This is a genomic window from Aeromonas sp. R7-4 (assembly GCF_040908055.1).
GTDB classification, from domain to species: Bacteria; Pseudomonadota; Gammaproteobacteria; order Enterobacterales; family Aeromonadaceae; genus Aeromonas; species Aeromonas sanarellii.
Genome location: NZ_JBFODA010000067.1, coordinates 202,165 through 228,015 on the forward strand (window position 1 = coordinate 202,165; position 25,851 = coordinate 228,015).

Sequence of the window (25,851 nt, forward strand, 5' to 3'; positions counted from 1 at the left end):
ATCTCTTCAGGCCTTGCGGGCCCAGGGATGGGCGCGGGGGCGCAGCACCAGCGCCAGGCCCAGCAGCAGGGCGGCGATGCCGTACATGGGCCAGCTGCCGAAGCGCAGGTAGGGGGTCTCGCCGTGGGCGGGACGCACCTCGGTTCTCAAGACCCCGGCCTGGAACTGCGGGATCTGGGCGATGATGCTGCCGTCTATCTCGGTGACTATGGTGATGCCGGTGTTGGTGTCCCGCAGCAGCGGGCGGGCCAGCTCCAGGGCGCGCATGCGGGCGATCTCCATGTGCTGCCAGGGGCCTATGCTGGTGCCGAACCAGGCGTCGTTGGAGACGGTCAGCAGGAAGTCGGTATCCGGCTGCACGTTGCGGCGCACCTCGTCTGGGAAGATGATCTCGTAGCAGATGGCCGCGGCGAACTTGAGCCCCTTGGCGATCAGGTTCGGCTGTACCTCGTCCCCCCGGCTGAAGGAGGACATGGGCAGGTTGAAGAAGGGGGCGATGGGGCGCAGCAGATCTTCAAAGGGCACGAACTCGCCGATGGGCAGCAGGTGGTACTTGTAGTAGCGGTTCTTGTGCTCGTAGTGATAGGACTCCTTGCCCTCGGCATCCTGCACCCCCATGCCGAGCACGGTATTGTAGAAGCGCTGCTGCTGGAGATCGTAGTGAATGATGCCGGCCAGCAGGCCGGTATCGTTCACCTTCATCGCCTTGTCCAGGCTCTCCAGATAGGTGCCCATCTCCTTCTCGATGGCCGGGATCGCGGACTCGGGCCAGACGATGATGTCGGCATCCTGGTTCTCGCGGCTCAAGTCCTGGTAGGTGCGCACCGTGGGGATCAGGGCCTCAGGATCCCACTTGAGGGACTGGGCGATGTTGCCCTGCACCAGGGCCACCTTGACCGGCTCCCCCCGGGTGACCCAGTTGAGCTGCATCAATCCTTGCGCCGCCCCCACCAGGGCGACGGGCAGCAGCAGCCAGGCCGGCTTGCGGCTCTGCCACACCAGCCAGAGGGCGGAGGTGGTGAGCAGCAGGGCGAGGGTGATGCCCTGCACCCCCAGCAGGGGAGCGAACCCCTTGAGGGGGCCGTCTATCTGGGTGTAGCCGAACCAGAGCCAGGGGTAGCCGGTCATCACCCAGCCCCGCAGCCAGTCGGCCCCGAGCCAGAGCGCCGGGAAGGCGAGCAGCCAGCGGCTCCAGTGGCGGCCGGCGAAGACGCGGGCGAACAGCCAGCAGGCCAGGGTCGGATAGAGGGAGAGATAGGCGCAGAGCCCGGCCAGCAGCACGAAGGCGGCCGGCAGCGGGATGCCGCCAAACTCCGTCATGCTGACGTGGATCCACCACTGGCCCGGCAGGAACAGGCCCATGGCGTAGCCGAAGCCGCGCCAGGCCGCCTGCCTGGGGCTGGCCTTGTCCAGCAGGGCATAGAGGCCGAGCAGGGAGAGGATCACCAGGGGCCAGTAGCCGAAAGGAGAGAAGGCCAGCACGGCGATGGCACCGGAGGCCAGGGCGAACAGGCTTGTCAGGAGTTTCGATTTCACGGGGGATCGGGGCTCGAATTGGGCTGAATAAAATAAAGTGGCCGACATCTTAACCGCAAACGGTGCCAACGGCGAGCCTCCCGGCGGCCGGGACATCAAGGGGCGGTGGCAGGGAGAATGAAAGGGTAGGGGCCTGACAGAATGACAAACGCCCCTTGGCAGGGGCGTTGAACGTCAGGTCCGGGACGGGAGAGATCAGGACTCCGGCTGGGCCGCCGCGTGATGCTCCGGGATCTTCACCTGCAGCTGTTGCAGCCGACGCCGGTCCGCGTGCATCACCTTGAACAGGTAGCCGTCGAGCTCGATCTCCTCGCCCTTCTTGGGCAGGTGGCTGAAGGCGTGCATCACCAGGCCGCCGACGGTATCCACCTCTTCATCGCTGAACTGGGTGCCGAAGAAATCGTTGAAGTCCTCGATCTCGGTGAGGGCGCTGACGGAGAAGACCCGCTTGCTGATGCGGCGGATATCGACCGGCTCGTCCTCGATGTCGTCGAATTCGTCGTCGATCTCGCCGACGATGAGCTCCAGTATGTCCTCTATGGTCACCAGACCCGAGACACCGCCGAACTCGTCCACCACTATGGCCATGTGGTAGCGCTCTTCCCGGAACTCCTTGAGCAGGCGGTCGACCCGCTTGCTCTCCGGCACGATGACGGTGGGGCGCAGGATCTTCTCGAGCTGCAGCGGCTCGCTGGCATGATGGCCGCCGAAGCCGAATGGCAGCAGATCCTTGGCGAGCAGTATGCCCTCCACGTGATCCTTGTCTTCGTTGATCACCGGGAAGCGGGAGTGGCCGGATTCGATGATGACCGGCAGGAAGTCGTCCACCGGTTGGGACTTCTCTATGGTCACCATCTGGGAGCGGGGGATCATGATGTCGCGCACGCGCAGCTCGGCAATTTCGAGCACGCCCTCGATCATGTCCTTGGTGTCCTGATCGATGAGGTCTCGCTCCTCGGCATCGGCGATGACATCCACCAGATCGTTGCGGTCTTTTGGCTCGCCCTGGAAGAGTTGGCTGAGCTTGTCGAGCCAGGTTTTCTTCGGCGAGCCGGTACTAGGGTGATCGTCGGTCATTTTCTCTCTTGGTTACTCGTATGAACACACTTGAAATCGTTGTGGCTATATGAGGATAGGCATCGGCTGTTTCAAGGCGATGACCATCCGGTGTTTTACTCTTCGTCGTTCAGACCAGGATCGGCGATACCGAGTTCCTGCATGATGTCGCGTTCGAAACGGCACCATCTGAGCGGCTCTTGATTCACCTTATCCTTCGACATCGTCGTCCAGATAGGGGTCCGCAAAGCCCAGCTCCTGCATGATGTCGCGCTCTAGCTGCTCCATCTCCTCGGCTTCCTCGTCCTCGATATGGTCATAACCTAGCAGATGCAGACTGCCGTGCACAACCATGTGGGCCCAGTGGGCGTCCAGGGTTTTACCCTGTTCGACGGCCTCGGCCTCGACCACCTGGCGACAGATCACCAGATCCCCGAGCAGGGGCAGTTCCAGGCCGGGAGGGGCCTCGAACGGGAAGGAGAGCACGTTGGTGGGCTTGTCCTTGCCGCGATAGGTGTGGTTGAGCTCGCGGCTCTCCGCCTCGTCGACGATGCGCACCGTCACCTCGGCCTCCTGCTGGAAGCCGAGGATGGTGCCCTCGAGCCAGCCTTGCAGCTGGGCCTCGCTCGGCAGGCCGTCGGGGCTGGCGCAGGCCAGTTGCAGATCCAGGGTCAGGCTCATTGGGCATTCTCTCTGCTGATGTTCTCTTTGTTGCTGGCGGCGGCCTTCTCGGCCGCCTGCTGGGCGTCGAACGCCTCGTAGGCCTGGACGATGCGGGCCACCACGGGGTGGCGTACCACGTCCTTGGACTCGAAGAAGTTGAACGACAGGCCGTCGACTCCCTGCAGCACCTCCAGGGCGTGGCGCAGACCGGACTTGGTGCTGCGGGGCAGGTCCACCTGGGTGATGTCGCCGGTGACCACCGCCTTGGAGTTGAAGCCGATGCGGGTCAGGAACATCTTCATCTGCTCGGTGGTGGTGTTCTGGGCCTCGTCCAGGATGATGAAGGCGTCGTTCAAGGTTCTTCCGCGCATATAGGCGAGCGGCGCCACCTCGATGATGTTGCGCTCCATCAGCTTCTCCACCCGCTCGAAGCCCAGCATCTCGAACAGGGCGTCGTAGAGGGGGCGCAGGTAAGGATCCACCTTCTGGGAGAGGTCCCCTGGCAGGAAGCCGAGCTTCTCCCCCGCCTCCACCGCCGGGCGGGTCAGCAGGATGCGGCGGATCTCCTGGCGCTCCAGGGCATCCACGGCGGCGGCCACGGCCAGATAGGTCTTGCCGGTGCCGGCGGGGCCTATGCCGAAGCTGATGTCGTGGCGCACTATGTTGGCGATGTACTGGGCCTGGTTCGGGCTCCTCGGCTTGATGAGGCCACGCTTGGTCTTGACCGTCACCTCCTTGCCATAGGGGAGGCTAGGCACCTCCTCGTCGTCCTGCTCCAGCACGCGGGACTCCTGCACCGTCAGGTGCACCATCTCGGGGGTGATGTCGGTCACCTTGCCCCCCTTGAGGGGCTGGGTCTCCACATAGAGGTGCTTGAGGATGACGGCGGCCGCGTCCACCTGGGCCTGCTTGCCCAGCACCTGGAAGTGGTTGTCCCGGTAGCTGATCTCGATGCCGAGGCGGCGCTCCAGCTGCTTGAGGTTGTCGTCAAAGGGGCCGCACAGGCTGGCGAGACGCAGGTTGTCGGCGGGCTCCAGATGCAGGTTCAGGGTCGCGATATGTCGGCTCAAATTGACCTCGTTTCAAGGTTCTTCCCTTCTGTGAGGGAAGAGACATTAATGGGGAGTGAAGGCCGCAACGCCCTGGGGGGCGGGCTCGTTGTCGGGGCGGCCGGATTGGACCAGGATCTCGCTTGGAGCGGGGGTAAAAGCGGCCACACCCAACCCATCGGGCACGTTGTCGGGGCGACGGGCCAGGATCTCGCTCGGCGCCGTGGCGATGCGCAGGTTCATCTCGTCCTCGCCGCGGATGAAGCGGCCGCGCAATGAGTAGGGGCGCACGTCGGTGATCTCCACGTCGGCGAAGCCGCCGATGAGGCGGTGCGGCCCCTCGAAGTTGACCACGCGGTTGTTCTCGGTGCGGCCGGAAAGCTGCATGGGATCGAGCTTGGACGGCCCCTCCACCAGGATGCGCTGCACCGAGCCCAGCATGGCGCGGCCGATGAGCATGGACTGGTGATTGATGCGGTTCTGCAGCCGGGTCAGGCGGGCCTTCTTCACCTCCATGTCCACGTCGTCCGGCAGATCGGCGGCCGGGGTGCCGGGGCGCGGGCTGTAGATGAAGCTGAAGCTCATGTCGAAGTTGATCTCCTCGATGAGTTTCATGGTGGCCTCGAAGTCCTCGTCCGTCTCGTTCGGGAAGCCGACGATGAAGTCCGAACTCATGGTGATGTCGGGGCGCACGGCGCGCAGACGGCGGATCTTGGACTTGTACTCCAGCACCGTGTGAGGGCGCTTCATCATGGTCAGGATGCGATCCGAGCCGCTCTGGATCGGCAGGTGCAGGAAGCTGACCACCTCGGGGGTGTCCCGATAGACCTCGATGATGTCGTCGGTGAACTCGATGGGGTGGCTGGTGGTGTAGCGAATGCGGTCGATGCCGTCGATGGCGGCCACCAGTCGCAGCAGTTCGGCGAAGGTGCAGTGGCCGCCGTCAAAGGTCGGGCCCCGGTAGGCGTTGACGTTCTGGCCGAGCAGGTTCACCTCGCGCACCCCCTGCTGGGCGAGCTGGGCGATTTCGTAGAGCACGTCGTCGAGCGGTCGGCTCACCTCCTCGCCACGGGTGTAGGGCACCACGCAGAAGGAGCAGTACTTGGAGCAGCCTTCCATGATGGAGACAAATGCCGTGGCCCCCTCGGCGCGGGGCTCGGGCAGGTTGTCGAACTTCTCTATCTCGGGGAAGGCGATGTCCACCTGGGCGCCATGGCCCTCCTGCACCTGCTTGATCATGGTCGGCAGGCGGTGCAGGGTCTGGGGTCCGAAGACGATGTCCACATAGGGGGCGCGTTTTCTCAGATTGTCCCCTTCCTGGGAGGCGACGCAGCCGCCCACGCCGATCACCAGCCCCGGCTTCTTCGCCTTGAGCTTCTTCCAGCGACCGAGCAGGTGGAACACCTTCTCCTGGGCCTTCTCGCGGATGGAGCAGGTATTGAGCAGCAGGACGTCGGCATCGGAGGGCTCCTCGGTCAGCGTGTAGCCGTTGCTGGCATCCAACAGGTCGGCCATCTTGGACGAGTCGTACTCGTTCATCTGGCAGCCCCAGGTCTTGATATGAAGTTTCTTGCTCATCGCTTCTCTTGACTGTTTTTGAAATCGGCAGGGTCAAAGGACCGGCCATTTTACTCCGCAATCCCGGTGCTGACCAGTCTGGGGCCGGCCGCCGCCCCCCGGCCTCGCCGTGCCCGGCCTGGGATGGCCGCCGGCAATTGCGCGACTGGCGCACTGTTTCTCCCGTCGCCTTGCGCTATCATGCCCCATTCGGTTCGGCCCTTGCGCCCTCGTGCGGGGCGACTCCTTGCAGGAATCAAGTTATGGAACAGTGTGATATCGCCATCGTCGGCGCCGGCATGGTGGGCGCCGCCACCGCCTGTCTGCTGGCGGCAGAGGGCCTCTCCGTGCGGGTCATCGAGACCCGGCTGCCCGAGCCCTACGCCCCCGGGCAGCCGCTGGATCTGCGGGTCTCCGCCATCAGCCAGGCCTCGGTGGCGCTGCTGACCCGGTCCGGTGCCTGGCAATACCTGCAACAGATGCGGCTGTGTCCCTATCGCCGGCTGGAGACCTGGGAGCTGGACGGTTTCGCCACCCGCTTCGACGCCGCCGATCTGGGGCTGCCCCAGCTCGGCTACATCATAGAGAACCGGCTGGTGCAGCTCGCCCTGCTCAAGAGGATGGAGGATTTCCCGACCATCCAGACCCACACCCCGGCGGCGGTGAAAAGCCTGCGCCAGAGTGCGGAAGAGGCCGTGCTGACCCTGGACGACGGCACCGAACTTAGCGCCCGCTGGGTGCTGGCCTGCGACGGCGCCGAGTCCCACACCCGCCAATTGGCCGGGATCGGGGTGTCGCGCTTCGAGTACCGCCAGCACTGCATGCTGATCAATATCGACACCGACTTCGAGCAGGAAGACATCACCTGGCAGCAGTTCACTCCGAGCGGCCCGCGCGCCTTCCTGCCCCTGCCGGGCCGCCACGGCTCCCTGGTGTGGTACGACAGCCCGGCCCGCATCCGGGCGCTCACCGCCATGAGCCACGAGGCCCTGGCCGCCGAGGTGCGCCGCCACTTCCCGGCCCGGCTCGGCGGCTTCACCGTCACCGGCAAGGGGAGCTTCCCCCTGGTGCGCCGCCACGCCAACGACTATTGCGCCGGTCGGGTGGTGCTGCTCGGCGACGCCGCCCACACCATCAACCCGCTGGCGGGGCAGGGGGTGAACCTCGGCTTCAAGGACGTGGCCTGCTGGACCGAGTTGCTCGGCAAGGCGGGGGCCCAGTGGCATGCACCGGCGCTGGCGGCGCGCTACGAGCGGCGGCGCCGCCCGGACAACCTGCTGATGCAGTCGGGGATGGATCTCTTCTACGGGGTGTTCAGCAACGAGATAGGGCCCCTCAAGCTCGCCCGCAACCTGGCCCTCAATCTGGCGGACAAGGCGGGCCCCCTCAAGGAGATGGCGCTGCGCTACGCCCTGGGGTTGGTATAGGGCGTACGCCCTCCATTGCGTTAGAGGAGTCGCGCGCGCTATCCGCCTTGTCCTGGCTCCGGGTGCTCCGCCCTGACCAGGGCCAGGAAGCGATCCCGGATGGGATCCGCAAACTCCGGGTTCCACACCAGGCTTATCTCCCACTCGGACCAGGGGCCGAAGAGGGGGTAGAGGGTCACCTCCCTGCCCGCGATAAAGCCGACGCTGCGCGGCAGGATGGCGTTGCCGATACCGGCGGCCACCAGGGCCACCAGGGTCTGGATGTCTTCCGCCTCCTGGATGATGCCGCTCAGCCGGTTGGCGCCGAGGAAGCGGGCGATCTGCTGGCTGAGACCGGGGCAGCGATGGCCCACCATCTGCAGCAGGGGCTGGCGGGTCAGCGCCTGCGCCACGTCGAAGGCGGCGGGATCCGGCCCAATCAGCCGGGTGGGCACCGCCAGCACCAGCCTGTCCGTCAGCAATCTGTGCTCCCTCAACTGGGGCGCGTCTGGCCGACGCATGAAGCCCAGCTGCAGTCGTCCCGCCAGCAGCAGCTCCTGCTGGGTGGCGGAGGTCATGTCCTGCAGGTGCACCAGCACGTCCGGGACCTGCTGCTTGAAGCGGGCCACCAGGGAGGGGGCGAGTGCGAAGCTGGAGATCCCGAACCCTATCTTGAGGCGCCCGGCGGCGCCGCTCGCCAGTGCCAGGGCGTGCTGCTCGAATCCCTTGCCGTGATCCACCAGAGCGCGGGCCTGGGGAAGCAGCTGGAGACCGATGGCGGTCAGTTCGGCGCCATGGCGGCCCCGGTTGAACAGGGTGCTGCCGAGCGCGAGTTCCAGCCCCTGGATCTGCTTGGTCAGGGCCGGTTGCGTGACGAAGAGCCGGCTGGCCGCCTCCCGGTAGTTGGCGGTCTCGGCCAGCATCACGAACGCCTGCAACTGCCTCAGGTCGAATCTCATTCCATTTGGTTATCCAATGTGGCGATTTATTGATTATAAATTATCTAACTGCCTTGTTCTAATGGTCTCGAAACGGGCCTTCTTGCCCGCTGACCAGCCACAAGGAGTCATGCCATGTCGAGCGAACGCTATCTGTTTTTGATCAAGGGGAGCCTGGTGATGGCCCAGCCACTGGCCGCGCCGGAGACGGGGGAGCTGCTGACCAGCCTGCTGCAGCAGGGGTTTGTCGTGGGGCCCGTGCCGGTGTGGGCGAGCAATGCGGAGCAGGCGCTCGCCTGCTACGAAGAGGCGGTCCAGCGGCAGGCCTTCGTGGATGTGCTGGCGGGGAGAGCCGCATGACAGGGCTCACTCTGGAGGCGGCAGCCCTGCTGCTGGACATGGACGGCACCCTGGTGCACTCCACCGGCGCGGTGGAAGCCGTGTGGCGGCTCTGGTGCCGGCGCCATGGGCTGGATCCGGAGCCCGTGCTGGCCATGTGCCACGGGGTGCGCTCGCGGGAGGTGATCCGGGCGCTGGCTCCCTGGCTGGACCTAGCGTCTGAGGTGGCCCTGCTCGACGAGCTGGAGATCCGCCACGGCGGGGCGGCAGAGTCGATCGCCGGGGCCCGCGCCGTGCTCGACGGCCTGCCGGCGGATCGCTGGAGCCTGGTGACTTCCGCGAGCCACAGGGTGGCGCGCCACCGCCTGGGCAGCGCCGGATTGCCGCTGCCACGCCTCCTGGTCGGCGCCGAGGACGTGGTGCGGGGCAAGCCGGATCCCGAGCCCTATCTGCTGGCCGCGAGCCGGCTTGGCCTGGCTCCCGCCGACTGCCTGGTGTTCGAGGATGCACCCGCGGGCATCGCCAGCGCCCTGCGGGCCGGCTGCCGGGTGGTGCAGGTCGGGGGAACCCAGAGGTGCGAGCCGGCGGTCACCGCCCTGATCCCGAACTGGGGCCGGGTGACAGTGGTCGTGCAGGGCGCTGGCCAACTGCAGGTGCAGCTGACGGCCTGAGAGGCGGGCAGAAAAAGCCCCCGACTGGCGGGGGCTTGAGCGGGCGAGGCGTCAGGATTACTTGAAGACCCGGAAGCGCACGTCGTCGTCGATGAAGGTCTTGTCACCGGCCGGCTGTTCTATGCTGCCGAAGGGCATCTGGGCGCGCAGCAGCCAGCTGGCAGGCAGGTTCCACTCCTGGCGGACCGCCTGGTCGATCAGCGGGTTGTAGTGCTGCAGGGAGGCCCCTATGCCCTCCTGGGCCAGGGTGGTCCAGACCGCGAACTGGGCGATCCCGGTGCCGTGTTCGGACCAGATGGGGAAGTTGTCGGCATAGAGGGCGAACTTCTGCTGCAGATCCTCGATGACGGCGGTGTCTTCGAAGAACAGCACAGTGCCGAAGCCTGAGCGGAAGCTGCCGTTGACCTTGGCTTCGCTCTGGGGATAGGCCTCTGGCGGGACTATCTTCTTGAGCTCGGCCTTGACGATGTCCCACAGCTTGTGGTGCTGCTCGCCAAACAGGATGACGGCGCGGGAGCTCTGGGAGTTGAACGAGGAGGGGCTGTGCTTGACGGCATCCTTGATGAGCGCCGTCAGCTGGGCCTCGGAGTGGGTCACCCGGTTGCCCAGGGCATAGATGGTACGACGTACTTTGATCTGTTCGATAAACGGACTGCTCATAACATCTCCTTGGTTGCTGAATCATCGCCGCCAGTCATGCCGGCAAAGGCCATCTGGCTCCGATCTCTCGAGCCATCGACTATAACACCTTCCGCGCAGGAAACCGTCAACGCAGGGTGATGACAGTTTCTACTTTTTATGGATATTCACATGACGGGAACGCATATGGTCGACGGAGACTGCTGATATCTTTTTTATCATTAACAGTAGACGTTAATGATTTCAATCAATACCTTGGTGGTTGTTTCAACTATAAAATGCATGGCATATGACATTTTATAGGGGGTTGGATGGCTGCCACTATCATCAAGGAACGCTATTACATCTTGACCCCGCTGTCGTGCCTGCTCGGCGTCCTGGTGTTGATCGCCACCCTGCTGCTGGCGGCGGCCAGCTACCTGCGCAGCATCGACAAGACCATGGCAGGCTACGGCCACATGCTCACCTCCATCGACGCCACCCTGATCCATGAACTGGTGCAGGACAACCAGCGCCAGCTTGGCGTGCTGGAGTCCTCGCTGGACAAGCGGGCCATCGCACGGGGAGAGGCGGCCATCAACCCGATCTGGGCCATCGCCCACCAGTTCAAGCACGACGCCCACTTCCTCTATTTCTACAACGCCCGCACCCATCGTCTCGACAGCTACCCCCACTGGCAGGCGCCGGCCGGCTATCAGGCACAGAAGCGCCCCTGGTATCAGGCGCTCTCCGGCGAGGGGGACGACCTCATCTGGTTTGGTCCCTACGAGGAGTTTGATTCCGCCAGCCAGGTCCTGACCCTGATCAAGCGCGTCAGGGATGACGAGGGGCAACTGCTGGGGCTGCTGATGGTGGACATGTCGTTCAACACGCTGCAGGCGGCGCTGGGGCGGGCACTGGGAGGGGACAGGGCCGCCCTCTACATCACGGAGCGCAAGGGGGGGCAGCTGGTGGTGGGGCACAATCTGCAGCTGCTGCCGGTCGGCCTTGATCCTGAGAAGCAGGTGGCCGGGCTGGACGTGATCTGGGAGGGCAGCCACCTGAGGCACCCGCTGACGAACATCGGCTGGGATCTCAATCTCTATCTGCCCCCTGCCCACTTCCATGAAAACCTGCAGGATACCCTGCTGATGGTGGTGTTGCCCGCGCTGGCGCTGCTGTGCGTCTGGCTGTGCAGCCTGGTGTTTCTGGTGCGAATATTCCGCCAGGAGCAGGCCCTGGTGCAGGGCTCCCTCAGCGGTCTCGTCCGGGATGAGGCCCTGCTGGAGATCCAGCGGCGCCGGCGCACCTGGTTCGTGCACGGCAGTCTGGGGGAGATCAACCAGGTGAGAAACAGCCTGATCCAGGGCCAGGATGCCCTGCTGCACGATCCCCTCACCGGGATCATGAACCGGCGGGCCTTCGATCAGGACAGGGCCAGGCTGGATCAGGAGGCGGTCCCCTACTGGCTGGTCCTGTTCGATGTGGACAACTTCAAGGGCGTCAACGACAGCTGGGGCCACGGCGTGGGAGATGCCGTGCTGTTCCGGGTGGCCACCATCATGGCGAGGACCCTGGGGGAGGCCCAGGTCTACCGGATCGGCGGTGATGAATTTGCGGCCCTGCTGCCCTGGGAACAGGGTGAGGTAGAGTGCCGCCTGACCCATCTGCTGGCCCGGGTACGGGCGCTGCAGTGGCGCGAGTTTGAGGCGTCCATCACCCTGAGTGCCGGAGGGGCGCATTACCCGGAAGGTGCTCCCAACCTGCTCGAGCGGGCCGATGAATGCCTGTACCGGAGCAAGCACCAGGGGCGGGACTGCTGGCATCTGGCGTCCAGCCGGCCTCCCTCCGAGGGGGAGGTTGTGACAGTATCTGTCTGACCGTCATCATGACAAAAAGGGCCCTTGGGCCCGGGTGCGGGGTCACAGTGGGGATAATTTCCCGTGTGACCTTTTTTTTTGGTTAATTTTCATTGGGTTGCTCTATTTCACTCCTGAGTGTCGCGAAGAGGAGACAGACGACCCGGCGATGACGGACCCGTTGCCCCGGTAGCGTTGGCCAGGCCGCTTTGTATAGTGCAGGGAAAATAATCAATCATCAGGTTTGACAGGAGTAGCCCATGAAGATGAAACCATATGGCGCGAGCGCACTGACATTGCTGGGTGCACTGCTGTTGGGGACGGGCCAGGTGCAGGCGTCGGAGACCCTCAACACCATACTCGGCGGCGGTGCTGGCGGGGTGGCCGGGACCATGATCGGCAAGGAGCTGGGCGGCGACACGGGCGCCCTGGTGGGGGCGGCGATCGGCGGTGCCGCCGGTGGGGCTGCCACGGCCAACCGGGGCAACAAGAATGAGGCTGCCCTCGGGGGGGCCGTCGGTGCCCTGGGGGGGGCCGCCATCGGCAAGAGCGTCGGGGGGGACACTGGTCGCCTGATCGGGGCCGGCATCGGCGGTGCCGGCGGCTCCGCCATCGGCGCCAAAACCGGCGACACTCACGAGAGCAACAACCACCGCTATTACGACGACAGGCGCTATTACAAGCACCACAAGCATCACAAGAAGCACCGCAAGCACAGATGGCATGACGACTGATGCCGCGACAAGACGACAGAAAGGGGCCCTGGGCCCCTTTCTTGATCCCGCCGCGCGGTCTCAGACCAGGCGGTGCTGGCGCCTGCCAAGGTAGAAGGCGTTGATATTGTCGATCAGCTGATCCGCGAGCCGCTGCATCGACTCCTCGCTGGCCCAGGCCACGTGGGGGGTCAGGATGAAGTTGGGGTAGCGCAGGGCCTGCATCAGGGGGTGATCCGGGGGCGGAGGCTCCACGCTTGCCACGTCGAAACCGGCGCCACCGAGCCGGCCGTTGCCGAGGGCCTCCAGCAGGGCCTGCTCGTCCACCAGGCCGCCACGGCCCACGTTGATGAGCAGGGCCCCCGGTTTCATCATGGCCAGCTCCCGCTCCCCGATGAGGTGGCGGGTGTAGGGGGTGAGCGGACAGTGCAGGCTGATGACGTCCGAGCTCTCCAGCAGGGCGTCCAGGGGCAGTCTGTCGTCATCGCCGGGAGTCCCTATCTGGCTCTGGGCATAGCGCACCTCCATGCCGATGGCCTCGGCCCGCTGCCCCAGGGCCTGCCCCAGGGTGCCCTTGCCGATGATGCCGAGCCGCTTGCCGTGCAGATCCGTGATGGGGTGGTCGAAGAAGCAGAACTGGCCGCTCTGTTGCCAGCGCCCTTCCAGCAGGGACTGGCGCCAGGCAAACAGGTTGCGTGACAGGGCCAGCATCAGCGCCATGGCGTGTTCGGGAACCGAGGGGCCCGAGTAGTTGCGGATGTTGCACACGGCGACATTGGCGGCGCGGCAGGCCTCCAGATCCAGGTTGTCGCTGCCGGTGGCCGCCAGGGCGATCAGGCGCAGCTCCGGCAACTGGGCCAGCTCGGCGGCGCCTATGCGGACCTTGTTGATGATGGCGATGCTGGCGCACTTGAGCCGCTCCACCACCTGGTCCGGCGCCGTGGTCGGGTAGCTCTGCCAGTGATGGGGAAAATCGGGGCGGCGCAGATTGATGCCGGCGTCCAGGGTGTCGCTGTCGAGAAACACGATTTGCTGCATGAAGCCTCCTGCCATTGGTGCGGACATGATGCCAAAGATGGCGTGCCGCTGACCAGCCCGGGAGCGTGTCCGGGAGAGGCCCGCCTCCAGGGCGACGGGGTCAGATCCAGCCCAGGTGGGTCAGCCAGCCCTGGATGCGCCCGGGCGTCTCGTCCAGATCCATCAGGGCATAGGGACGATAGTTCAGCTTGTGGCTGCGGCGGCTCTCGCTCTTGCGCGCCTCGGCGGCCAGCAGAGGCCAGGTGCTGCCCTCCTCCTGATAGAGGTCCAGGGTGGGGATGCTGGCCTGTGCCACCTGCTTGGCCAGGGTCTGGTTGCTCTGCTGATTGGGGAAGAAGCCGTCGAGCAGGACCAGGGCATCGGGGGCCGGCAGCTGTTCGCTCGCGATGAGGTTGGCGGCCCAGGCCGCGCTGGTCCCCTGTGCCAGCAGCAGCCTGAAGCCCCCCTCCTGCAGTTTGGCGTCGCCGAGCTTGCTGATGCGGGTGGCAAACTGCTTGCGAAAATCGTCGATGGCCTGCTGCTTCTTCTCGGCGGCGGGGTCCAGCTCCGTCTGTTGCGGCGAGGGGAGCAGCAGCAGGGTGTCGAAGCCGAGTCGCCCCAGATCCCGGGTCAGTTGCCACAGCTGGCCGCTTCGCTGCCAGTCAGGCAGCAGGATCGCGAGCCCCAGATAGCTGTCGCCGTCGTGCCTGGCGAACAGCACCCGCTGCTTGTCGACCTGGGTGCTGTCAGGCACCCCCTGCCAGTCGCCATTCTGCCAGTAGTCGGGTGGCACCAGGGGGGCGGGCTCGCCGGCCCGCGCCAGCCCGCCGTACAGGCAGCCAAGACTCAGCAACAACAGTGGTAACAACGCTCTGGCCATGGGCCCCTCGTGGATTGTCCCGGGATGGGTCTTACAGTTAGCGGCGGCGGCGGCCATTTCTGAAGGGGGATGCCTGGCTGGGCGCCATGGCCCGGGTATGCATGTCGCCGGTCGCCAGCCGGATCGGGGCAGCCCGGTGACACGGCCAATAAAAAAGCGAGCCTGAGGCTCGCTTTTTGCAATGGGTTCGAGGGGTCAACTTAGTTGACGCGACGCTTGAACTCACCGGTGCGGGTATCGATTTCGATCTTGTCGCCGATCTCCACGAAGGCGGCAACGGCCAGCTCGTAGGAGGTGCCCTTCAGACGGGCCGGCTTGGTCACTTTGCCGGAGGTGTCGCCACGGGCGGCCGGCTCGGTGTACTCGACTTCGCGAACGATGGTGGTCGGCAGCTCTACGGAGATGGCTTTCTCGTTGTAGAAAGTCACTTCACACAGATCTTCCATGCCGTCTACCAGGTAGTTCAGCGCGTCACCCAGGTTGTCCTTCTCGACGTCGTACTGGTTGTACTCGGTGTCCATGAAGACATACAGGGGGTCGGAGAAGTAGGAGTAGGTGCACTCTTTACGCTCCAGTTGAACGACTTCCAGCTTGTCGTCGGCCTTGAATACGGTCTCGGTGGCGCTGCCGTTCAGCAGGCCTTTCAGCTTCATCTTGACCACGGCGGAGTTACGGCCGGATTTGTTGAATTCGGCTTTCTGGACCACCATCGGCTCGGTACCGATCATGACGACGTTACCAGCGCGGATTTCCTGTGCGGTTTTCATGTAAAAAATTCCTGTTCGTATACGGGCAGATAAAAACTGCCAGATTATATACGGCTTTCTAAAAATTTCACCAACCTCGTGACGAGATCCCCCTCGGCGAGCAACTTCTGTGACCAGGCTCGCGCATGCTGCTGCCAGTGTGCGGCATGGATCGGCCATCGGGCCCAGAGTTCGCCGAGCGCCTGGCCATGGTTGAGGGCGTGGCTGGCATCGCGCAGCCACCGGGCCGCGTCTGCGGGCAGCGTTGCCAGATAATGGTCGAGAAAGTCATCCAGCTTGGCGATATGGGCCTCATCGTCCTGGGGGTAGATGTGCCACAGGAAGGGGCGCCCTGCCCACTGGGCCCGCACGAAGGAGTCTTCCCCCCGCACCAGGTTGAGATCGCAGCTCCACAGCAGCCGGTCGTAACCGGCCTGATCCGTCATCGGCAGCAGCTTGATGCACAGGCTCCCCGTCTGCAGCAGATCTCCCGCTTGGGCCGTAGGGTTGGCGTCTGCCAGCCCGGCCCCGGTGAGCACGTCCTCGAGGGCGCGCCCGAGCGGCAGCAGCAGGGTGACCGGCGTGGCGCTCTGGCTCCAGCGCTGGACCAGGCTCCTGAGCGCCGCGCTCTCATAGGTAAAGAGGCTGACCCTCAGCTCGCCTTCTCGTTTGGGTGGCAGGCCCAGGCTGGCCCAGTAGGCGGCAAGCCCCGTGTCATCCTGCTGCCAGGCATCCCGCTCGGCGATGAGCCCCCGTTCGCACAAGAGGCCGCCGGTTCTCGGTGTGAAGCCCGGGAAGAAGAAGTACTTGTCGAGGCTCTGGCTGCCAACCCGCTGGGGGGAGGCGAGGCCGTGGCAATCTTCGACCCAGGCCTCGGCGCTTAGATACTCCAGGTTGATCCAGCAGGGGGGCGGGCTCTGCTCGGCCATGCGCGCAATGAAGGGGGCGGGCAGGGCGCAGGCGAAGGCCTCGATCACCACGCTCGCCGGCACGGCATCGGCGGGCAGGGCGTCGTACCAGCGCTGGATATGGATGCCCTCGACCCACTGGGCTTCTTGTGCGGGATCCAGCCCGGGGCAGATGCGGGCGAAGCTGGCCAGATCGTCCACCCAGAGCCTGACCTTGCCGTGGCCTTCCCGCTGAAGCTGACGGGCGAGCCGCCAGGTGACGCCGATGTCGCCGAAGTTGTCCACCACGGCGCAGAAGATATCCCAGTCAAAGGGGGGCAGGGGGCTGCTCATGTCGGGGTCCAGATGCAAAAAAACCGGTGCGCAGGGTAGCACACCGGTGACTTGGCTTCTAACTGTGGGGCCTCAAACCCCCTCCCAACCTCCCCCTTCGAAAGGGGGAGGAGTCAACACCCCCTCCCCTGGTGAAGGGGAGGGCTGGGGTTCCCGTTACTCCTTGCCGTAGACGTTGTTCTCCTGCTCGCGCACCCGGATGAAGGTGGTGCGCTTGGTGAGCTCCTTGAGCTGGCTGGCGCCCACATAGGTGCAGGTGGAACGCACGCCCCCCAGGATGTCGCGCACGGTGTTTTCTACCGGGCCGCGATAGGGCAGCAGCACCGTCTTGCCCTCGGAGGCGCGGTAGTCGGCGACGCCGCCGGCGTGCTTGTCCATGGCGCTGGACGAACTCATGCCGTAGAACTTCATGAAGGGGGATCCATCCACTTCGACGAGCTCGCCGCCGCACTCCTCGTGGGCCGCCAGCATGCCCCCCAGCATCACGAAGTCGGCGCCGCCGCCAAAGGCCTTGGCCACGTCACCCGGGCAGGTGCAGCCGCCGTCGCCGACGATCTGGCCACCGAGGCCGTGAGCCGCATCGGCACACTCTATGATGGCGGAGAGCTGGGGGTAGCCGACCCCGGTCTTGACCCGGGTGGTGCAGACCGAGCCGGGGCCTATGCCGACCTTGACGATGTCGGCGCCGGAGAGGATCAGCTCTTCGACCATCTCGCCGGTGACCACGTTGCCCGCCAGGATGACGTGGTTCGGACAGGCCTCGCGGATCTTGCGCAGGAATTCGACGAAGTGCTGGGAGTAGCCGTTCGCGACGTCCACGCAGATGAAGCGCAGGGCTTCTGACATGGCGAGGATCTGGCGGGTCTTGGTGAAGTCCTCGTCCGAGGTGCCGGTGGAGACCATCACATGGCCCAGGATGGCCGGGTCTGTCTCATTGACGAAGGTTTGCCACTGCGCGAGGCTGTAGTGCTTGTGTACCGCGGTCATCATCTCGAAGCCCGCCAGGGCGCGTGCCATGGCGAAGCTGCCGACGGTGTCCATGTTGGCGGCGATGACGGGCACCCCCTGCCACTGGGTCTGGGTGTGCTTGAAGGTGAACTGGCGGGTCAGGCTGACTTGGGAACGGCTCTTGAGGGTAGAGCGCTTGGGACGGAACAGTACATCCTTGAAACCGAGCTTCAAGTCTTCTTCGATACGCATTGCGAATTCCTTTTTGAGCCTTGTGAAAGTCACTGTTGCAGTGGGCAAAATTTTCGGCAGGCACAAAAAAACCGCAGGTTTTCAAGGCCTCCGGTTTACAACAGTGTAGGGAAAAATCCCGCCGGAACAAGACTGATAATTCACGAGGCCTTGTGGTAGCCTTTGGCGTCACAACCTCAGGATGGCAGCCAGTGTCATCCAGGACCTTCCTCCCCCCGTTTCTTTCTGTTCCTTCCCTCTCTGTGGGGCATGCACTGTGTCCGGCACGGCCTGTCGCCTGCCATCGGGGTAGCCGGGGGCGGTTCGCCCCGGGCCCGGAATCCGGTTGACCCGCCGGATGGCTGTGATACATCTGGGCGCAACATCGGCAAGGCGAGAGAGCGAGATGAGCAAGAGAATGGCGAGCGCGGTCATGATGTGGGCCCTGTGCGGCAGTGCGATGGCGGCGCCGGTCAGCTACGGCTGGATCGAGAAGGGGGTGATCATGCCCTACGGGGTGGCGGTCAAGATGAAGCTGGATACCGGGGCGCTCACCTCCTCCCTCGATGCGCGGGAGCTTCACCACTTCAAGCGCGACGGCAAGCCCTGGGTGCGCTTCACCCTGGCGCTGACCGATGCCAACACCGACAAGGCGGTGCGCCAGACCCTGGAGCGGCCGGTGGAGCGCAGCGTGACGGTGCGCGGTGCCGGCGGCATGGAGCAGAGACCCACGGTGACCATGAGCATCTGCGTCGGCGACAAGGTCTACAAGGAGTGGTTCACCCTGCGGGATCGCAGCGAGATGATCTACCCCGTACTGCTGGGACGCCGGCTGCTGGCGGAGCTGGGGCCGGTGGATGCGAGCCGGACCTTCACGGTGCAGCCCAGCTGCCGCTGATGTTCCGTGGAGATGAACAACGGGGGCCTGACCCCCGTTTTTCATGGCTGGAATGCGGGCGGTGCAGCTCAGGCAGGGCGCAGGGGGGAGGGCAGCAGCACGCTCACTTCGAGTCCCCCTTCAGGCCGGTTGTGGATGTCGAGATCCGCCCCGTGAAGCTGGGCGATGCGCTGGACTATGGCCATGCCGAGCCCCACCCCGTCCCCCTGCTGGGGATTGACCCGGAAGAAGCGCTCGCACAGCCGTGACAGGGCGGCGGTGGGGATACCGGGGCCGTTGTCCCGCACATCCACCCGGACCCGGTTGCCCTCCTGACTGACCACCACGGCGATCTCGCCGCCCACCTGGGTGTAGCGCAGGGCGTTGTCGATGAGGTTGCCGAACATCAGCTCCAGCAGCATGGCCTGCCCCATCACCTGCAGGTGGCCGGCGCCCTCCAGGGAGAGCTGCTGGTCCTTCTTCAGGGCGATGGGGGCCAGGGTGGCCAGGGTGGACTGCAGCAGCGGCTCCAGGGCCAGGCTGGCGAGCGCCGGTGTCTGCTGGTTGTCGATGCGGGCCTGGGTCAGCAGCTGGCGGATCAGGCGATCGCTGCGATCCAGGGCCAGCTGCATCTTGCGCAGCGCCTGCTCGCGGCTCTGCTCATCCTCGGCCGCCATGGCGTTCTCGCTGTGGATGCGCAGCACCGCCAGCGGGGTGCGCAGCTCGTGGGCCGCCTCGTTGGTGAACTGCTTCTCCCGCTCCAGGGTGTCGGCCAGGGTGTGCATCAGGCGGTTGATCTCCCCCACCAGCGGCGTCAGCTCCTCGGCCTTGATGGCCAGGTTGAGCGGGCTCAGGTTGGCGGGGTGCCGCTCGCCGATGGCTTGCGCCAGCAGGTGCAGCGGGGCCAGGCCACGGGTGACCAGCCACCACAGCAGGCCGAGCAGGAAGGGCAGGGTAATGAAGAGCGGCAGCATGGTGAGGGTGGCCATCTTGCTGGCCAGCTCGCCCCGCTCGTCGTCCCGCTCCGCGACGATGAGCCAGGTCTGCTCATCCTCGTTGTAGAGGGTGAAGGTGCGCCAGTCGTGGCCGTCGCGGTGCACGGCGCCAAAGCCCAGCTCCGGCTTGCTGAACAGCTGGCGCGGCGCGCTGGGGGAGCGCAGCAGTATGTTGCCCTCGCCGTCGGTCAGCTGGAAGGTGAGGTTGCGCTCGAACTCGTGGCCATAGGGGGTGAACTCGTTGTCCTGTCCAATCTGGCCGAAGCCGCTCGGCTCCTGGTGGGGGGCGTTCGGCACGGCCTGCTCCCACTCCTGATAGATGGCGCCGTTGCTCGGCAGATCGCCGCGCTGTTTCAGATAGCGGTCGAGCAGCTGGTTGGTGATGCGGGCGGACTGGGCCAGACGGGCATCAAACAGCTCCTCCATCTCGTGATTGGCTTCCAGATAGCCGATGAGGCCGCTGACGGCGAGGCTGACGCTGACCAGGGCCAGGATGCCGGAGAGCAGGAAGCGGCGGATGGAGCGGACGCGACTCATGGGGCCGGGGCTCCCTTGCCACCCGTGACATCGAGCTGGGGCACTATGTAGCCGACGCCGCGGATGTTGCGGATGAGCTCGGGGAAGAACTTCTTGCGCAGGTGGTGGATGTGCACCTCCACCGCGTTGCTCTCGGCCCCCTCGTCCCAACCGTAGAGGCTCTGCTGCAGCTGATCCCGGCTCAGGACCCGGCCACTCTGGGTGATGAGCTCCTGCAACAGCTTGTATTCGTGGGGAGTCAGCCTGACCGGCTCGCCTCGATAGGTGACCTGCTGTGAGGCCGGATAGAGCAGCAGCTCGCCATACTCCAGCTCGGCCTGGGCCTGCCCCTTGCTGCGGCGCACCAGGGCGCGCAGGCGGGCGTTGAGCTCCTGCAGGGCGAAGGGCTTGACCATGTAGTCGTCGGAGCCCGCATCCAGCCCCAGCACCCGGTCGTCCAGGGCATCCCGGGCGGTGAGGATGAGCACCGGCAGGGTCTGCCCTTCCCGGCGCAGCTTGCGCAGCAGGCTGATGCCGTCGATGTCCGGCAGGTTGAGGTCAAGGATGAGGGCGGCGAACTCCTCGCTCTTGAGCGCCGACAGGGCGGGCAGCCCCTGTTGCAGCCAGTCCACCGTGTAGCCGCTGCCGCGCAGGGCATCCACCATGCCGTCCCCCAGCATCACATCATCTTCCACCAACAGGATCCGCATTCTCTTCTCCCTCAAACGACACTGCCCACCAGTATGCAAGCTGGTGGGCAGAGTTTAAATAGCGCACTGATCTGCTTGCGTTTACAGCTTGGCGAGGCGCTCGCGGATCTCCGCCCTGCGCCCCTCGTCCGCCACCTCGCGGCCCGGTCTGGCGGGGGCGGCCAGGGCCTTGTCCAGGTAGATCCTCGCCTGCGCCTTGTCCCCCTGATCCAGCAGGAAGTCGCCGTAGAAGAAGTTGGGGTCGATGCCGGTGGGGTTGATGGCCAGCGCCTGCTTGAGCAGTTGCTCCGCCTTCTCGTCATCGCCGAACCCGACCGGCCAGCCCGGCACCTGGTAGTAGAGGGAGCCCAGGCTGGTGTAGGCCGAGCCGTCCAGCGCAGCGGGATCCTGCTTGATGGCGATCTCCAGCCTGGCCTTGGCCTCCTTCACCAGGCCCAGCGCTCCCAGGCCACCCTTGGCGCCGGCCCAGGTGCTCTTGACGATGGCGGACCAGATCAGCAGATCGGTGCGAAACGCCTCCTTGGCGCTCGCCTCATCGGCCTTTGCACTCAGGGTCTCCAGGCAGCTCTCCTTGGCCTTGCCGGTCTGTTGGTACTGGCAGTGGGCCCACTGCTGCTGGATGGTGGGCAGGGCATCGGCGGCCTGGGCCTGCATGCTTCCCAGGGTGAGCAGCAGGGCGCCCAGGGCGATACGGGGGGATGTGGCGTGTTTCATCTCAATGTTCCTTCTCGTTCGTGGCACAGGGGGGCGGGCTCTGGTGCCCGGTGGCAAGGGGGAGCGAGCGGCGGGCGTGGCGTTCGATGACGGGATGCTGTCTGGCCAGCGCCCTGTCCACCACGGCGGGCAGCAGGGCGTTGAGCCGCACGAACAGCTTCTCCGGCCAGCCGAGCCAGCTGCGGCGTGTCTCGTTGCACAGGGCGATGACGGCCTCCTCGGCCACGTCCTGGGGGCTGTCGGTGTGGGTGCCGAGCTCGGCATTCATGGCGTAGGCCGCCTCGGAATTGAGGTGGGTGCGGGTGGCGCGGGGGGCGAAGTGCAGCACCTTGATGCCGGTGCCCTCCAGCTCCCGTCCCAGCGCCTCGCTGAAGCCCCGCAGGGCGAACTTGCTGGCGCAGTAGACGCTGTAGCCGGCATAGCCGATGGCCCCCAGGCTGGAACCTATGTTCATGATGATCGCGGGCTTGCGCAGCCTCGGCAGCAGGGCGCGGGTGAGCTGGATGGGGGCCTCGACGTTGAGCAGCAGCTGGCGCTCGACCTGCTCGCTGCTCTGATCCTCCAGCCAGGCAAACTGGTTGCAGCCCGCGCCGTTGATCAGCACGTCCAGCCCCTCGTCCAGGGCCGGGTGCTGCAACAACCTGGCCCGCTCCTGGGGCGAGCCCAGATCGGCTGTCACCGTCTGGTGGCGCTCCGGATGCGGCAGCTCCTTGCGCAGGCGCTCCAGGGCATTGGCCCTGCGTCCGTGCAGCAGCAGGTGTGCGCCCTGGGCCGCCAGCTCCATGGCCAGGGCCTCGCCTATGCCGCCGCTGGCGCCGGTGAGCAGTATGCGTTTTCCTTCGAGCTTCATTGGCCGGATCCCGTGAGCTGATAGAGCATGTCGCCATAGAGGCGGTAGACCACGCGGGCCGCGTGAATGATGGCGGCCTGATCGGCCTGGTCTTCCACCCGGTTCATCAGGGATTCGAAGAACTTGAGGTGCTCCTGATCCAGGGCGCCGTGGGAGCTGAGGTAGCTCATCGCCTGGGGCGGCAGACCCAGACCGCTCCTGAGCTGATCGGCGACGGTCAGGGCGATGGCGACGCTGGTGCCCTCCAGCACCTGCACCATGCCGAAGAAGCCCATGGGGTTGCCGCGATGGATCTGGTCGTAGAGGAAGGCGACCATCAGCTCGATGGGGAGCCCGGGCCGGCCGTGGCGCACCGCCTCGGCATCGCCGCCGCAGGCGCGGATGTCATTGAGGATCCACTCCTGGTGGCCGTACTCCTCGTCGATGTACTCGCGGATGGCGCCGCGCACCCACTCGTACTCCTGCCCCAGCCTGCCGCCGGTAGCCATCAGCAGCGGCACCGTGTGGCGCACGTGGTAATAGGCCTGTGCCAGGAAGGCGAGGTAGGTCTCCCGGCTGATGTCGCCACGGCGGCAGGCCTCAATGATGGGAGCATTGAACAGGCGCTCGCGCTCGCCGGCGGTGGCTTGTTGCAGGGTCTGATAGAAACTCATGAGGATTCTCCTGTGAGGCCTTGTGTCAGGCATTGGTCGATCTGCCGGGAAAAGTGCTGATAAATCTCGTTGCGACGGGGGCGACCGTTGGCGGTCAGCAGGCCGGGGTGCTGATCCAGCGCCACCGGCAGCCAGTGATGGATGCGGGCGTAGTCGGGCAACTGCTGGTTGAGCCGGGCTATCTGTTCGGCCAGCTGGGACTGGCTGCCCGGCAGCGGCTGGATCAGGGCCACGTTGGCGGGCTGGCCGTCGCCGAAGATGACGATGCGGGCGATGGCCGGGCAGAGCTGGGCCTGGGCCTCCACCCATTCCGGCGAGAAGTTGCGGCCGAAGGCGGTGATCTGCACGTTCTTCTTGCGCCCCGTGATGTGGAGATAGCCCTCCTCGTCCAGATGGCCCAGATCGCCGGTGGCGATCTGCGGGTCAGCAGGCTTGCCTGTGGCAAGCGGGTTGGCCGCGGCGCCCTCTTCCCCCAGGTAGCCCAGCATGGCGCTGCCGCTCACCATGACCTCGCCGTCGGCGGCGATCGTCACCCGGCAGTGGGGCAGGGGCAGGCCGACGCTGCCCGGGCGATCCCCCAGGGGGCCATTCAGGGCGACCACGGAGCCGCACTCGGAGAGACCGTATCCCTCGTAGACCGGCAGCCCCGCTGCACGGGCATGGCCGATGAGATCGGGGGCGACCTTGCCGCCACCGACGGCGACGAAGCGCAGCCCCCTGAGCCCTTCGGCCAGCACAGGATTGGCGCCGCACAGGGCCAACAGCAGGCGCAGCAACTCGGGCACCAGCACCAGGCTGTGGCTGGGCCATCGCAACAGGGCCTGAGCCAGGGTGGCGGGATCCAGCTTGCTGGAGCCCGAGAAGCCGAGTTCCCCCAGGGAGGGGATGCGGCTGCTGGCACCGGTGAGCAGCGGCACGTAGAGACCGGTCAGGTTCTCCAGCAGGGTGGTGAGCGGCAGCAGGGTCAGGTGTTGTTCCACCCTGGCCGGGGCGACGCGCTCGGCCAGAGACTCGCAGACCGCCGTCATCTGCGCCAGCGACAGGCAGACCCCCTTGGGCTGGCCCGTGGTGCCCGAGGTATAGGTGATCTTGGCGGTGCCCGCCGGCAGCTCGGGCAGGCTGGTTGGGATGCGGCGCCACAGGGGCACGGCCTGCTCATCCGGCCTGCCTGCCATCAGCACGAGCGGCGCGGCAGCCTGCCATCCCTGGTGCTCGGGCCCCACCAGGGCATCGGCCCCGCTGCTTTCCAGCAGCCAGGCCTGCTGCGCCGGGCTGAAGAAGTGAGGCACGGGGATGACCACGATCCCGGCCCGGGTGCAGGCCAGATCGATCAGGGCCCAGGGCAGACCGTTGTCGAGCTGCAGGGCCAGGCGGCGAATGCCGGCGTGCTGCAAGCGGTCGGCCAGGCGCTGGATCTGCTGCCACAGGGTCCGGTAATCCAGCTCTCCCTGGCTGCCTTGCAGTGCGGGCTGTCGCGGCGTCAGGCTGGCGTGGCGGGCGATGGCGTCGAACAGGCTCATTGAGCGCACCTCTTGTCATGGCCGGCCTGGTCAAAAAGCATGGGCATGGGCCCCAGCAGGTTGAGCAGCAGGCTGCTCTGGGCGAGCACCTCGCGCCCCTGGTTGAGGTCGCCCGCCATGACCCTGGGCTGACAGCGGTAGTACTCCCCCCAGGCGCTGGCGTCTGCCCCGACCTGGTGGGCCTCTGCGAGTGCCAGCTCCACCGGGTTGAGGCGCAGCCGGGCAAAGCTGTTGCGAAGCTTGGCGGTGCCGGTGAACACCACGTAGTCGAGGGCGTTGTCGCACAGCAGCCGGCACAGGGCGGCAAACATCAGGCGGGCATTGCCCGGCTCGCGGCAGGCGAGGTTGCCCACTTCGATGATGCGGCTGCGGGCCGGACGTACCCCGAGGCGGGTCTCGATGGCGGCCTCGACGGGCTGTTCCAGGTACTGCTCCAGATAGAGGGGATGCTCACGCTCGCCATGGCTGGCCTGGTTGAGGCCGCAGGCGCCGACCAGCACGCCGTCTGCCCGGTAGAGTCCGAGCAGGCAGGGCAGAAAATGGGGGATGCGGGCGTTGAATTCGAGGGTGTAGGCGGCCTGGATATAGGCTTGCAGCGCCATGACCTGCTGCTCTGATTCGGCCAGGATCAACCTGTAGGGGGCTTGGATCTCGCTGGTCATGGTTGGCTCCTTCTCTTGGAATGGGTTGAGAGTAAAAGGGCAAACTTAAGAAACCCTTAAGGAGCGAAAAAAGGAGGAAAAATGCGAGGGGCACCCGAAGTCGGGCGCGGGAGACGACCCGGCTGAGACAAAACAGTTGCCAGCGGCGGGCGCGGCAGGCAATCTGCCCCGCTGTCGCCACCCGAGGAGTCCCCATGCCAGCCCCTTGTCCTCTCTGTTCGTCCTGCCGAAGTTACCCCCTGCCGGTGGCAGGCAAGGCGTATCACCGCTGCCTGGCGTGCGAGCTGGTCTGGCTGGATGAGGCGGATCACCTGGACGAAGCGGCCGAGAAGGCGGTCTACGACGATCACGACAACCGGGTGGACGATCCCGGCTATCGCCGTTTCCTGATGCGGGCCTTCGGGGAAGTGCTGGCCCGGGTGCCGCCTCCTGCCAGCGGCCTCGACTTTGGCTGCGGCCCGGGCCCGGCGCTGGTCGCCATGGGGCGGGAGTCGGGCTTCGAGATGGCGGGCTACGACAAGTTCTACGCCGACGATCCCGAGCTGCTGTCGCGGGAGTATGACTTCATCACCAGCACCGAGGTGGTGGAACACCTGGCCGACCCCCGCGCCGTGCTGGACGGCCTCTGGGCCCGGCTCAAGCCCGGCGGCGTGCTGGTCGTGCAGACCCAGCGGGTGCTGGGGGACGAGCGCTTCAGGACCTGGCGCTATCGCCAGGATCCCACCCACATCGTCTTCTTCGCCGAGGCCTCGTTCCGCGCCCTGGGGGCTCGCTGGCGGGCAGAGGTCGAGTTTCCCCATGCCGATGTGGCCGTCTTCACCAAACCCTGAGCCGGGCGTTTCCATTTGCCGCCGAGTTGGGCATGCTGGTGCTTTGCAACCTTGGA

At 65.7% G+C, this 25,851-nt stretch carries 25 protein-coding genes and 1 pseudogene; 7 read left to right on the forward strand and 19 right to left on the reverse strand.

The features are described 5' to 3' along the window. Positions 1 to 6: 6 nt before the first annotated feature. The 5 genes and pseudogenes from lnt to miaB all read right to left on the reverse strand — a co-directional run. Positions 7 to 1,584, reverse strand: a complete 1,578-nt coding sequence (lnt, locus tag AB5Y72_RS20115) for an apolipoprotein N-acyltransferase (RefSeq protein WP_209793377.1) — start codon at positions 1,582 to 1,584, stop codon at positions 7 to 9. A 147-nt stretch (positions 1,585 to 1,731) separates the two neighbouring features. Beyond that, positions 1,732 to 2,613, reverse strand: a complete 882-nt coding sequence (gene corC / locus AB5Y72_RS20120) for a CNNM family magnesium/cobalt transport protein CorC (RefSeq protein ID WP_042078914.1) — start codon at positions 2,611 to 2,613, stop codon at positions 1,732 to 1,734. Positions 2,614 to 2,802: 189 nt separating this feature from the next. After that, a complete protein-coding gene (ybeY, locus tag AB5Y72_RS20125; RefSeq protein WP_209793379.1) occupies positions 2,803 to 3,273 on the reverse strand; it encodes an rRNA maturation RNase YbeY in 471 nt (156 codons plus the stop codon). Continuing rightward, positions 3,270 to 4,325, reverse strand: coding sequence for a PhoH family protein (locus tag AB5Y72_RS20130; RefSeq protein ID WP_042078916.1), 1,056 nt, complete (start codon positions 4,323 to 4,325; stop codon positions 3,270 to 3,272). Before AB5Y72_RS20130 ends, ybeY begins: the two co-directional genes overlap by 4 nt. 129 nt (positions 4,326 to 4,454) lie before the next feature. Then, positions 4,455 to 5,882, reverse strand: a pseudogene (gene miaB, locus AB5Y72_RS20135) (tRNA (N6-isopentenyl adenosine(37)-C2)-methylthiotransferase MiaB); the annotation flags it as partial. Positions 5,883 to 6,124: 242 nt separating this feature from the next. Here miaB and AB5Y72_RS20140 point away from each other — a divergent pair. Continuing rightward, the gene (locus AB5Y72_RS20140) at positions 6,125 to 7,288 is read left to right on the forward strand and encodes an FAD-dependent monooxygenase (RefSeq protein ID WP_368199524.1); all 1,164 of its coding nucleotides are present in this window, start codon (positions 6,125 to 6,127) and stop codon (positions 7,286 to 7,288) included. Positions 7,289 to 7,326: 38 nt separating this feature from the next. Here the strand turns inward: AB5Y72_RS20140 and AB5Y72_RS20145 are convergent, their stop codons facing one another. Beyond that, positions 7,327 to 8,226: a LysR family transcriptional regulator gene (locus tag AB5Y72_RS20145; protein ID WP_325782089.1), complete on the reverse strand. Its 900-nt coding sequence runs from the start codon at positions 8,224 to 8,226 to the stop codon at positions 7,327 to 7,329. 114 nt (positions 8,227 to 8,340) lie between these two features. On the opposite strand from AB5Y72_RS20145, the gene AB5Y72_RS20150 reads away from it, so the two are divergent. Next, the gene (locus AB5Y72_RS20150) at positions 8,341 to 8,565 is read left to right on the forward strand and encodes a hypothetical protein (protein WP_042078919.1); all 225 of its coding nucleotides are present in this window, start codon (positions 8,341 to 8,343) and stop codon (positions 8,563 to 8,565) included. After that, the gene (locus AB5Y72_RS20155; RefSeq protein WP_368199525.1) at positions 8,562 to 9,215 is read left to right on the forward strand and encodes an HAD-IA family hydrolase; all 654 of its coding nucleotides are present in this window, start codon (positions 8,562 to 8,564) and stop codon (positions 9,213 to 9,215) included. Before AB5Y72_RS20150 ends, AB5Y72_RS20155 begins: the two co-directional genes overlap by 4 nt. 57 nt (positions 9,216 to 9,272) lie before the next feature. Here the strand turns inward: AB5Y72_RS20155 and AB5Y72_RS20160 are convergent, their stop codons facing one another. Next, complete coding sequence (locus AB5Y72_RS20160; protein WP_209793388.1) at positions 9,273 to 9,875, reverse strand: nitroreductase family protein; 603 nt, start codon at positions 9,873 to 9,875, stop codon at positions 9,273 to 9,275. Positions 9,876 to 10,165: 290 nt separating this feature from the next. Here AB5Y72_RS20160 and AB5Y72_RS20165 point away from each other — a divergent pair, with 290 nt between their 5' ends. After that, positions 10,166 to 11,713 carry a diguanylate cyclase gene (locus tag AB5Y72_RS20165; RefSeq protein ID WP_318162797.1) on the forward strand — a complete coding sequence of 516 codons (1,548 nt, stop codon included), beginning with the start codon at positions 10,166 to 10,168 and terminating at the stop codon, positions 11,711 to 11,713. 239 nt (positions 11,714 to 11,952) lie between these two features. Continuing rightward, on the forward strand, positions 11,953 to 12,426 hold the full coding sequence (locus AB5Y72_RS20170; RefSeq protein ID WP_325782092.1) for a glycine zipper domain-containing protein: 474 nt from the start codon (positions 11,953 to 11,955) through the stop codon (positions 12,424 to 12,426). A gap of 60 nt (positions 12,427 to 12,486) precedes the next feature. Here AB5Y72_RS20170 and AB5Y72_RS20175 read toward each other — a convergent pair whose 3' ends face one another. From AB5Y72_RS20175 to AB5Y72_RS20195, 5 genes are all read right to left on the reverse strand, one after another. Next, a complete protein-coding gene (locus AB5Y72_RS20175) occupies positions 12,487 to 13,443 on the reverse strand; it encodes a D-2-hydroxyacid dehydrogenase (protein WP_042078927.1) in 957 nt (318 codons plus the stop codon). Between the two features lie 100 nt (positions 13,444 to 13,543). Then, complete coding sequence (locus tag AB5Y72_RS20180; RefSeq protein WP_042078928.1) at positions 13,544 to 14,302, reverse strand: DUF3530 family protein; 759 nt, start codon at positions 14,300 to 14,302, stop codon at positions 13,544 to 13,546. Between the two features lie 200 nt (positions 14,303 to 14,502). After that, positions 14,503 to 15,069 carry an elongation factor P gene (gene efp, locus AB5Y72_RS20185; RefSeq protein WP_042078929.1) on the reverse strand — a complete coding sequence of 189 codons (567 nt, stop codon included), beginning with the start codon at positions 15,067 to 15,069 and terminating at the stop codon, positions 14,503 to 14,505. Positions 15,070 to 15,113: 44 nt separating this feature from the next. Continuing rightward, complete coding sequence (gene earP, locus AB5Y72_RS20190) at positions 15,114 to 16,289, reverse strand: elongation factor P maturation arginine rhamnosyltransferase EarP (RefSeq protein ID WP_325782093.1); 1,176 nt, start codon at positions 16,287 to 16,289, stop codon at positions 15,114 to 15,116. A gap of 156 nt (positions 16,290 to 16,445) precedes the next feature. Then, complete coding sequence (locus AB5Y72_RS20195; protein WP_325782094.1) at positions 16,446 to 17,489, reverse strand: GMP reductase; 1,044 nt, start codon at positions 17,487 to 17,489, stop codon at positions 16,446 to 16,448. Between the two features lie 397 nt (positions 17,490 to 17,886). Between AB5Y72_RS20195 and AB5Y72_RS20200 the strand changes: the two genes are divergently transcribed. Continuing rightward, positions 17,887 to 18,366 (forward strand): ATP-dependent zinc protease, encoded by a 480-nt coding sequence (locus tag AB5Y72_RS20200; protein WP_325782157.1) that lies wholly within the window; start codon positions 17,887 to 17,889, stop codon positions 18,364 to 18,366. A 68-nt stretch (positions 18,367 to 18,434) separates the two neighbouring features. Here AB5Y72_RS20200 and AB5Y72_RS20205 read toward each other — a convergent pair whose 3' ends face one another. From AB5Y72_RS20205 to AB5Y72_RS20235, 7 genes are all read right to left on the reverse strand, one after another. Beyond that, positions 18,435 to 19,877, reverse strand: coding sequence for an ATP-binding protein (locus AB5Y72_RS20205; protein WP_325782095.1), 1,443 nt, complete (start codon positions 19,875 to 19,877; stop codon positions 18,435 to 18,437). Further along, positions 19,874 to 20,566: a response regulator gene (locus tag AB5Y72_RS20210; protein ID WP_042078934.1), complete on the reverse strand. Its 693-nt coding sequence runs from the start codon at positions 20,564 to 20,566 to the stop codon at positions 19,874 to 19,876. Before AB5Y72_RS20210 ends, AB5Y72_RS20205 begins: the two co-directional genes overlap by 4 nt. An 81-nt stretch (positions 20,567 to 20,647) precedes the next feature. After that, on the reverse strand, positions 20,648 to 21,280 hold the full coding sequence (locus AB5Y72_RS20215; RefSeq protein WP_209793403.1) for a tetratricopeptide repeat protein: 633 nt from the start codon (positions 21,278 to 21,280) through the stop codon (positions 20,648 to 20,650). Position 21,281: 1 nt separating this feature from the next. After that, the gene (locus AB5Y72_RS20220; RefSeq protein ID WP_368199529.1) at positions 21,282 to 22,130 is read right to left on the reverse strand and encodes an SDR family oxidoreductase; all 849 of its coding nucleotides are present in this window, start codon (positions 22,128 to 22,130) and stop codon (positions 21,282 to 21,284) included. Beyond that, a complete protein-coding gene (locus AB5Y72_RS20225) occupies positions 22,127 to 22,783 on the reverse strand; it encodes an iron-containing redox enzyme family protein (RefSeq protein ID WP_325782097.1) in 657 nt (218 codons plus the stop codon). Before AB5Y72_RS20225 ends, AB5Y72_RS20220 begins: the two co-directional genes overlap by 4 nt. Continuing rightward, the gene (locus AB5Y72_RS20230) at positions 22,780 to 24,303 is read right to left on the reverse strand and encodes an AMP-dependent synthetase/ligase (RefSeq protein WP_325782098.1); all 1,524 of its coding nucleotides are present in this window, start codon (positions 24,301 to 24,303) and stop codon (positions 22,780 to 22,782) included. Before AB5Y72_RS20230 ends, AB5Y72_RS20225 begins: the two co-directional genes overlap by 4 nt. Then, complete coding sequence (locus AB5Y72_RS20235) at positions 24,300 to 24,965, reverse strand: thermostable hemolysin (protein ID WP_042078939.1); 666 nt, start codon at positions 24,963 to 24,965, stop codon at positions 24,300 to 24,302. The genes AB5Y72_RS20230 and AB5Y72_RS20235 overlap by 4 nt, the downstream gene beginning before the upstream one ends. 194 nt (positions 24,966 to 25,159) lie before the next feature. Between AB5Y72_RS20235 and AB5Y72_RS20240 the strand changes: the two genes are divergently transcribed. After that, entirely contained in the window at positions 25,160 to 25,795 is a 636-nt protein-coding gene (locus AB5Y72_RS20240; RefSeq protein ID WP_325782099.1) for a class I SAM-dependent methyltransferase, read from the forward strand. The last annotated feature ends 56 nt before the right edge of the window (positions 25,796 to 25,851 follow it).

What these genes read in the sequence shown, in the direction of transcription:
- AB5Y72_RS20230 (WP_325782098.1), bottom strand. Translation starts at nt 24,303, where the DNA reads ATGAGCCTGTTCGACGCCATCGCCCGCCACGCCAGCCTGACGCCGCGA.
- AB5Y72_RS20180 (WP_042078928.1), bottom strand. Translation starts at nt 14,302, where the DNA reads ATGGCCAGAGCGTTGTTACCACTGTTGTTGCTGAGTCTTGGCTGCCTG.
- AB5Y72_RS20200 (WP_325782157.1), top strand. Translation starts at nt 17,887, where the DNA reads ATGGCGAGCGCGGTCATGATGTGGGCCCTGTGCGGCAGTGCGATGGCG.
- AB5Y72_RS20225 (WP_325782097.1), bottom strand. Translation starts at nt 22,783, where the DNA reads ATGAGTTTCTATCAGACCCTGCAACAAGCCACCGCCGGCGAGCGCGAG.
- AB5Y72_RS20170 (WP_325782092.1), top strand. Translation starts at nt 11,953, where the DNA reads ATGAAGATGAAACCATATGGCGCGAGCGCACTGACATTGCTGGGTGCA.
- AB5Y72_RS20175 (WP_042078927.1), bottom strand. Translation starts at nt 13,443, where the DNA reads ATGCAGCAAATCGTGTTTCTCGACAGCGACACCCTGGACGCCGGCATC.
- AB5Y72_RS20205 (WP_325782095.1), bottom strand. Translation starts at nt 19,877, where the DNA reads ATGAGTCGCGTCCGCTCCATCCGCCGCTTCCTGCTCTCCGGCATCCTG.
- AB5Y72_RS20235 (WP_042078939.1), bottom strand. Translation starts at nt 24,965, where the DNA reads ATGACCAGCGAGATCCAAGCCCCCTACAGGTTGATCCTGGCCGAATCA.
- lnt (WP_209793377.1), bottom strand. Translation starts at nt 1,584, where the DNA reads ATGTCGGCCACTTTATTTTATTCAGCCCAATTCGAGCCCCGATCCCCC.
- earP (WP_325782093.1), bottom strand. Translation starts at nt 16,289, where the DNA reads ATGAGCAGCCCCCTGCCCCCCTTTGACTGGGATATCTTCTGCGCCGTG.
- AB5Y72_RS20220 (WP_368199529.1), bottom strand. Translation starts at nt 22,130, where the DNA reads ATGAAGCTCGAAGGAAAACGCATACTGCTCACCGGCGCCAGCGGCGGC.
- AB5Y72_RS20140 (WP_368199524.1), top strand. Translation starts at nt 6,125, where the DNA reads ATGGAACAGTGTGATATCGCCATCGTCGGCGCCGGCATGGTGGGCGCC.
- AB5Y72_RS20240 (WP_325782099.1), top strand. Translation starts at nt 25,160, where the DNA reads ATGCCAGCCCCTTGTCCTCTCTGTTCGTCCTGCCGAAGTTACCCCCTG.
- AB5Y72_RS20155 (WP_368199525.1), top strand. Translation starts at nt 8,562, where the DNA reads ATGACAGGGCTCACTCTGGAGGCGGCAGCCCTGCTGCTGGACATGGAC.
- AB5Y72_RS20150 (WP_042078919.1), top strand. Translation starts at nt 8,341, where the DNA reads ATGTCGAGCGAACGCTATCTGTTTTTGATCAAGGGGAGCCTGGTGATG.
- AB5Y72_RS20215 (WP_209793403.1), bottom strand. Translation starts at nt 21,280, where the DNA reads ATGAAACACGCCACATCCCCCCGTATCGCCCTGGGCGCCCTGCTGCTC.
- corC (WP_042078914.1), bottom strand. Translation starts at nt 2,613, where the DNA reads ATGACCGACGATCACCCTAGTACCGGCTCGCCGAAGAAAACCTGGCTC.
- AB5Y72_RS20210 (WP_042078934.1), bottom strand. Translation starts at nt 20,566, where the DNA reads ATGCGGATCCTGTTGGTGGAAGATGATGTGATGCTGGGGGACGGCATG.
- ybeY (WP_209793379.1), bottom strand. Translation starts at nt 3,273, where the DNA reads ATGAGCCTGACCCTGGATCTGCAACTGGCCTGCGCCAGCCCCGACGGC.
- AB5Y72_RS20145 (WP_325782089.1), bottom strand. Translation starts at nt 8,226, where the DNA reads ATGAGATTCGACCTGAGGCAGTTGCAGGCGTTCGTGATGCTGGCCGAG.
- efp (WP_042078929.1), bottom strand. Translation starts at nt 15,069, where the DNA reads ATGAAAACCGCACAGGAAATCCGCGCTGGTAACGTCGTCATGATCGGT.
- AB5Y72_RS20160 (WP_209793388.1), bottom strand. Translation starts at nt 9,875, where the DNA reads ATGAGCAGTCCGTTTATCGAACAGATCAAAGTACGTCGTACCATCTAT.
- AB5Y72_RS20165 (WP_318162797.1), top strand. Translation starts at nt 10,166, where the DNA reads ATGGCTGCCACTATCATCAAGGAACGCTATTACATCTTGACCCCGCTG.
- AB5Y72_RS20195 (WP_325782094.1), bottom strand. Translation starts at nt 17,489, where the DNA reads ATGCGTATCGAAGAAGACTTGAAGCTCGGTTTCAAGGATGTACTGTTC.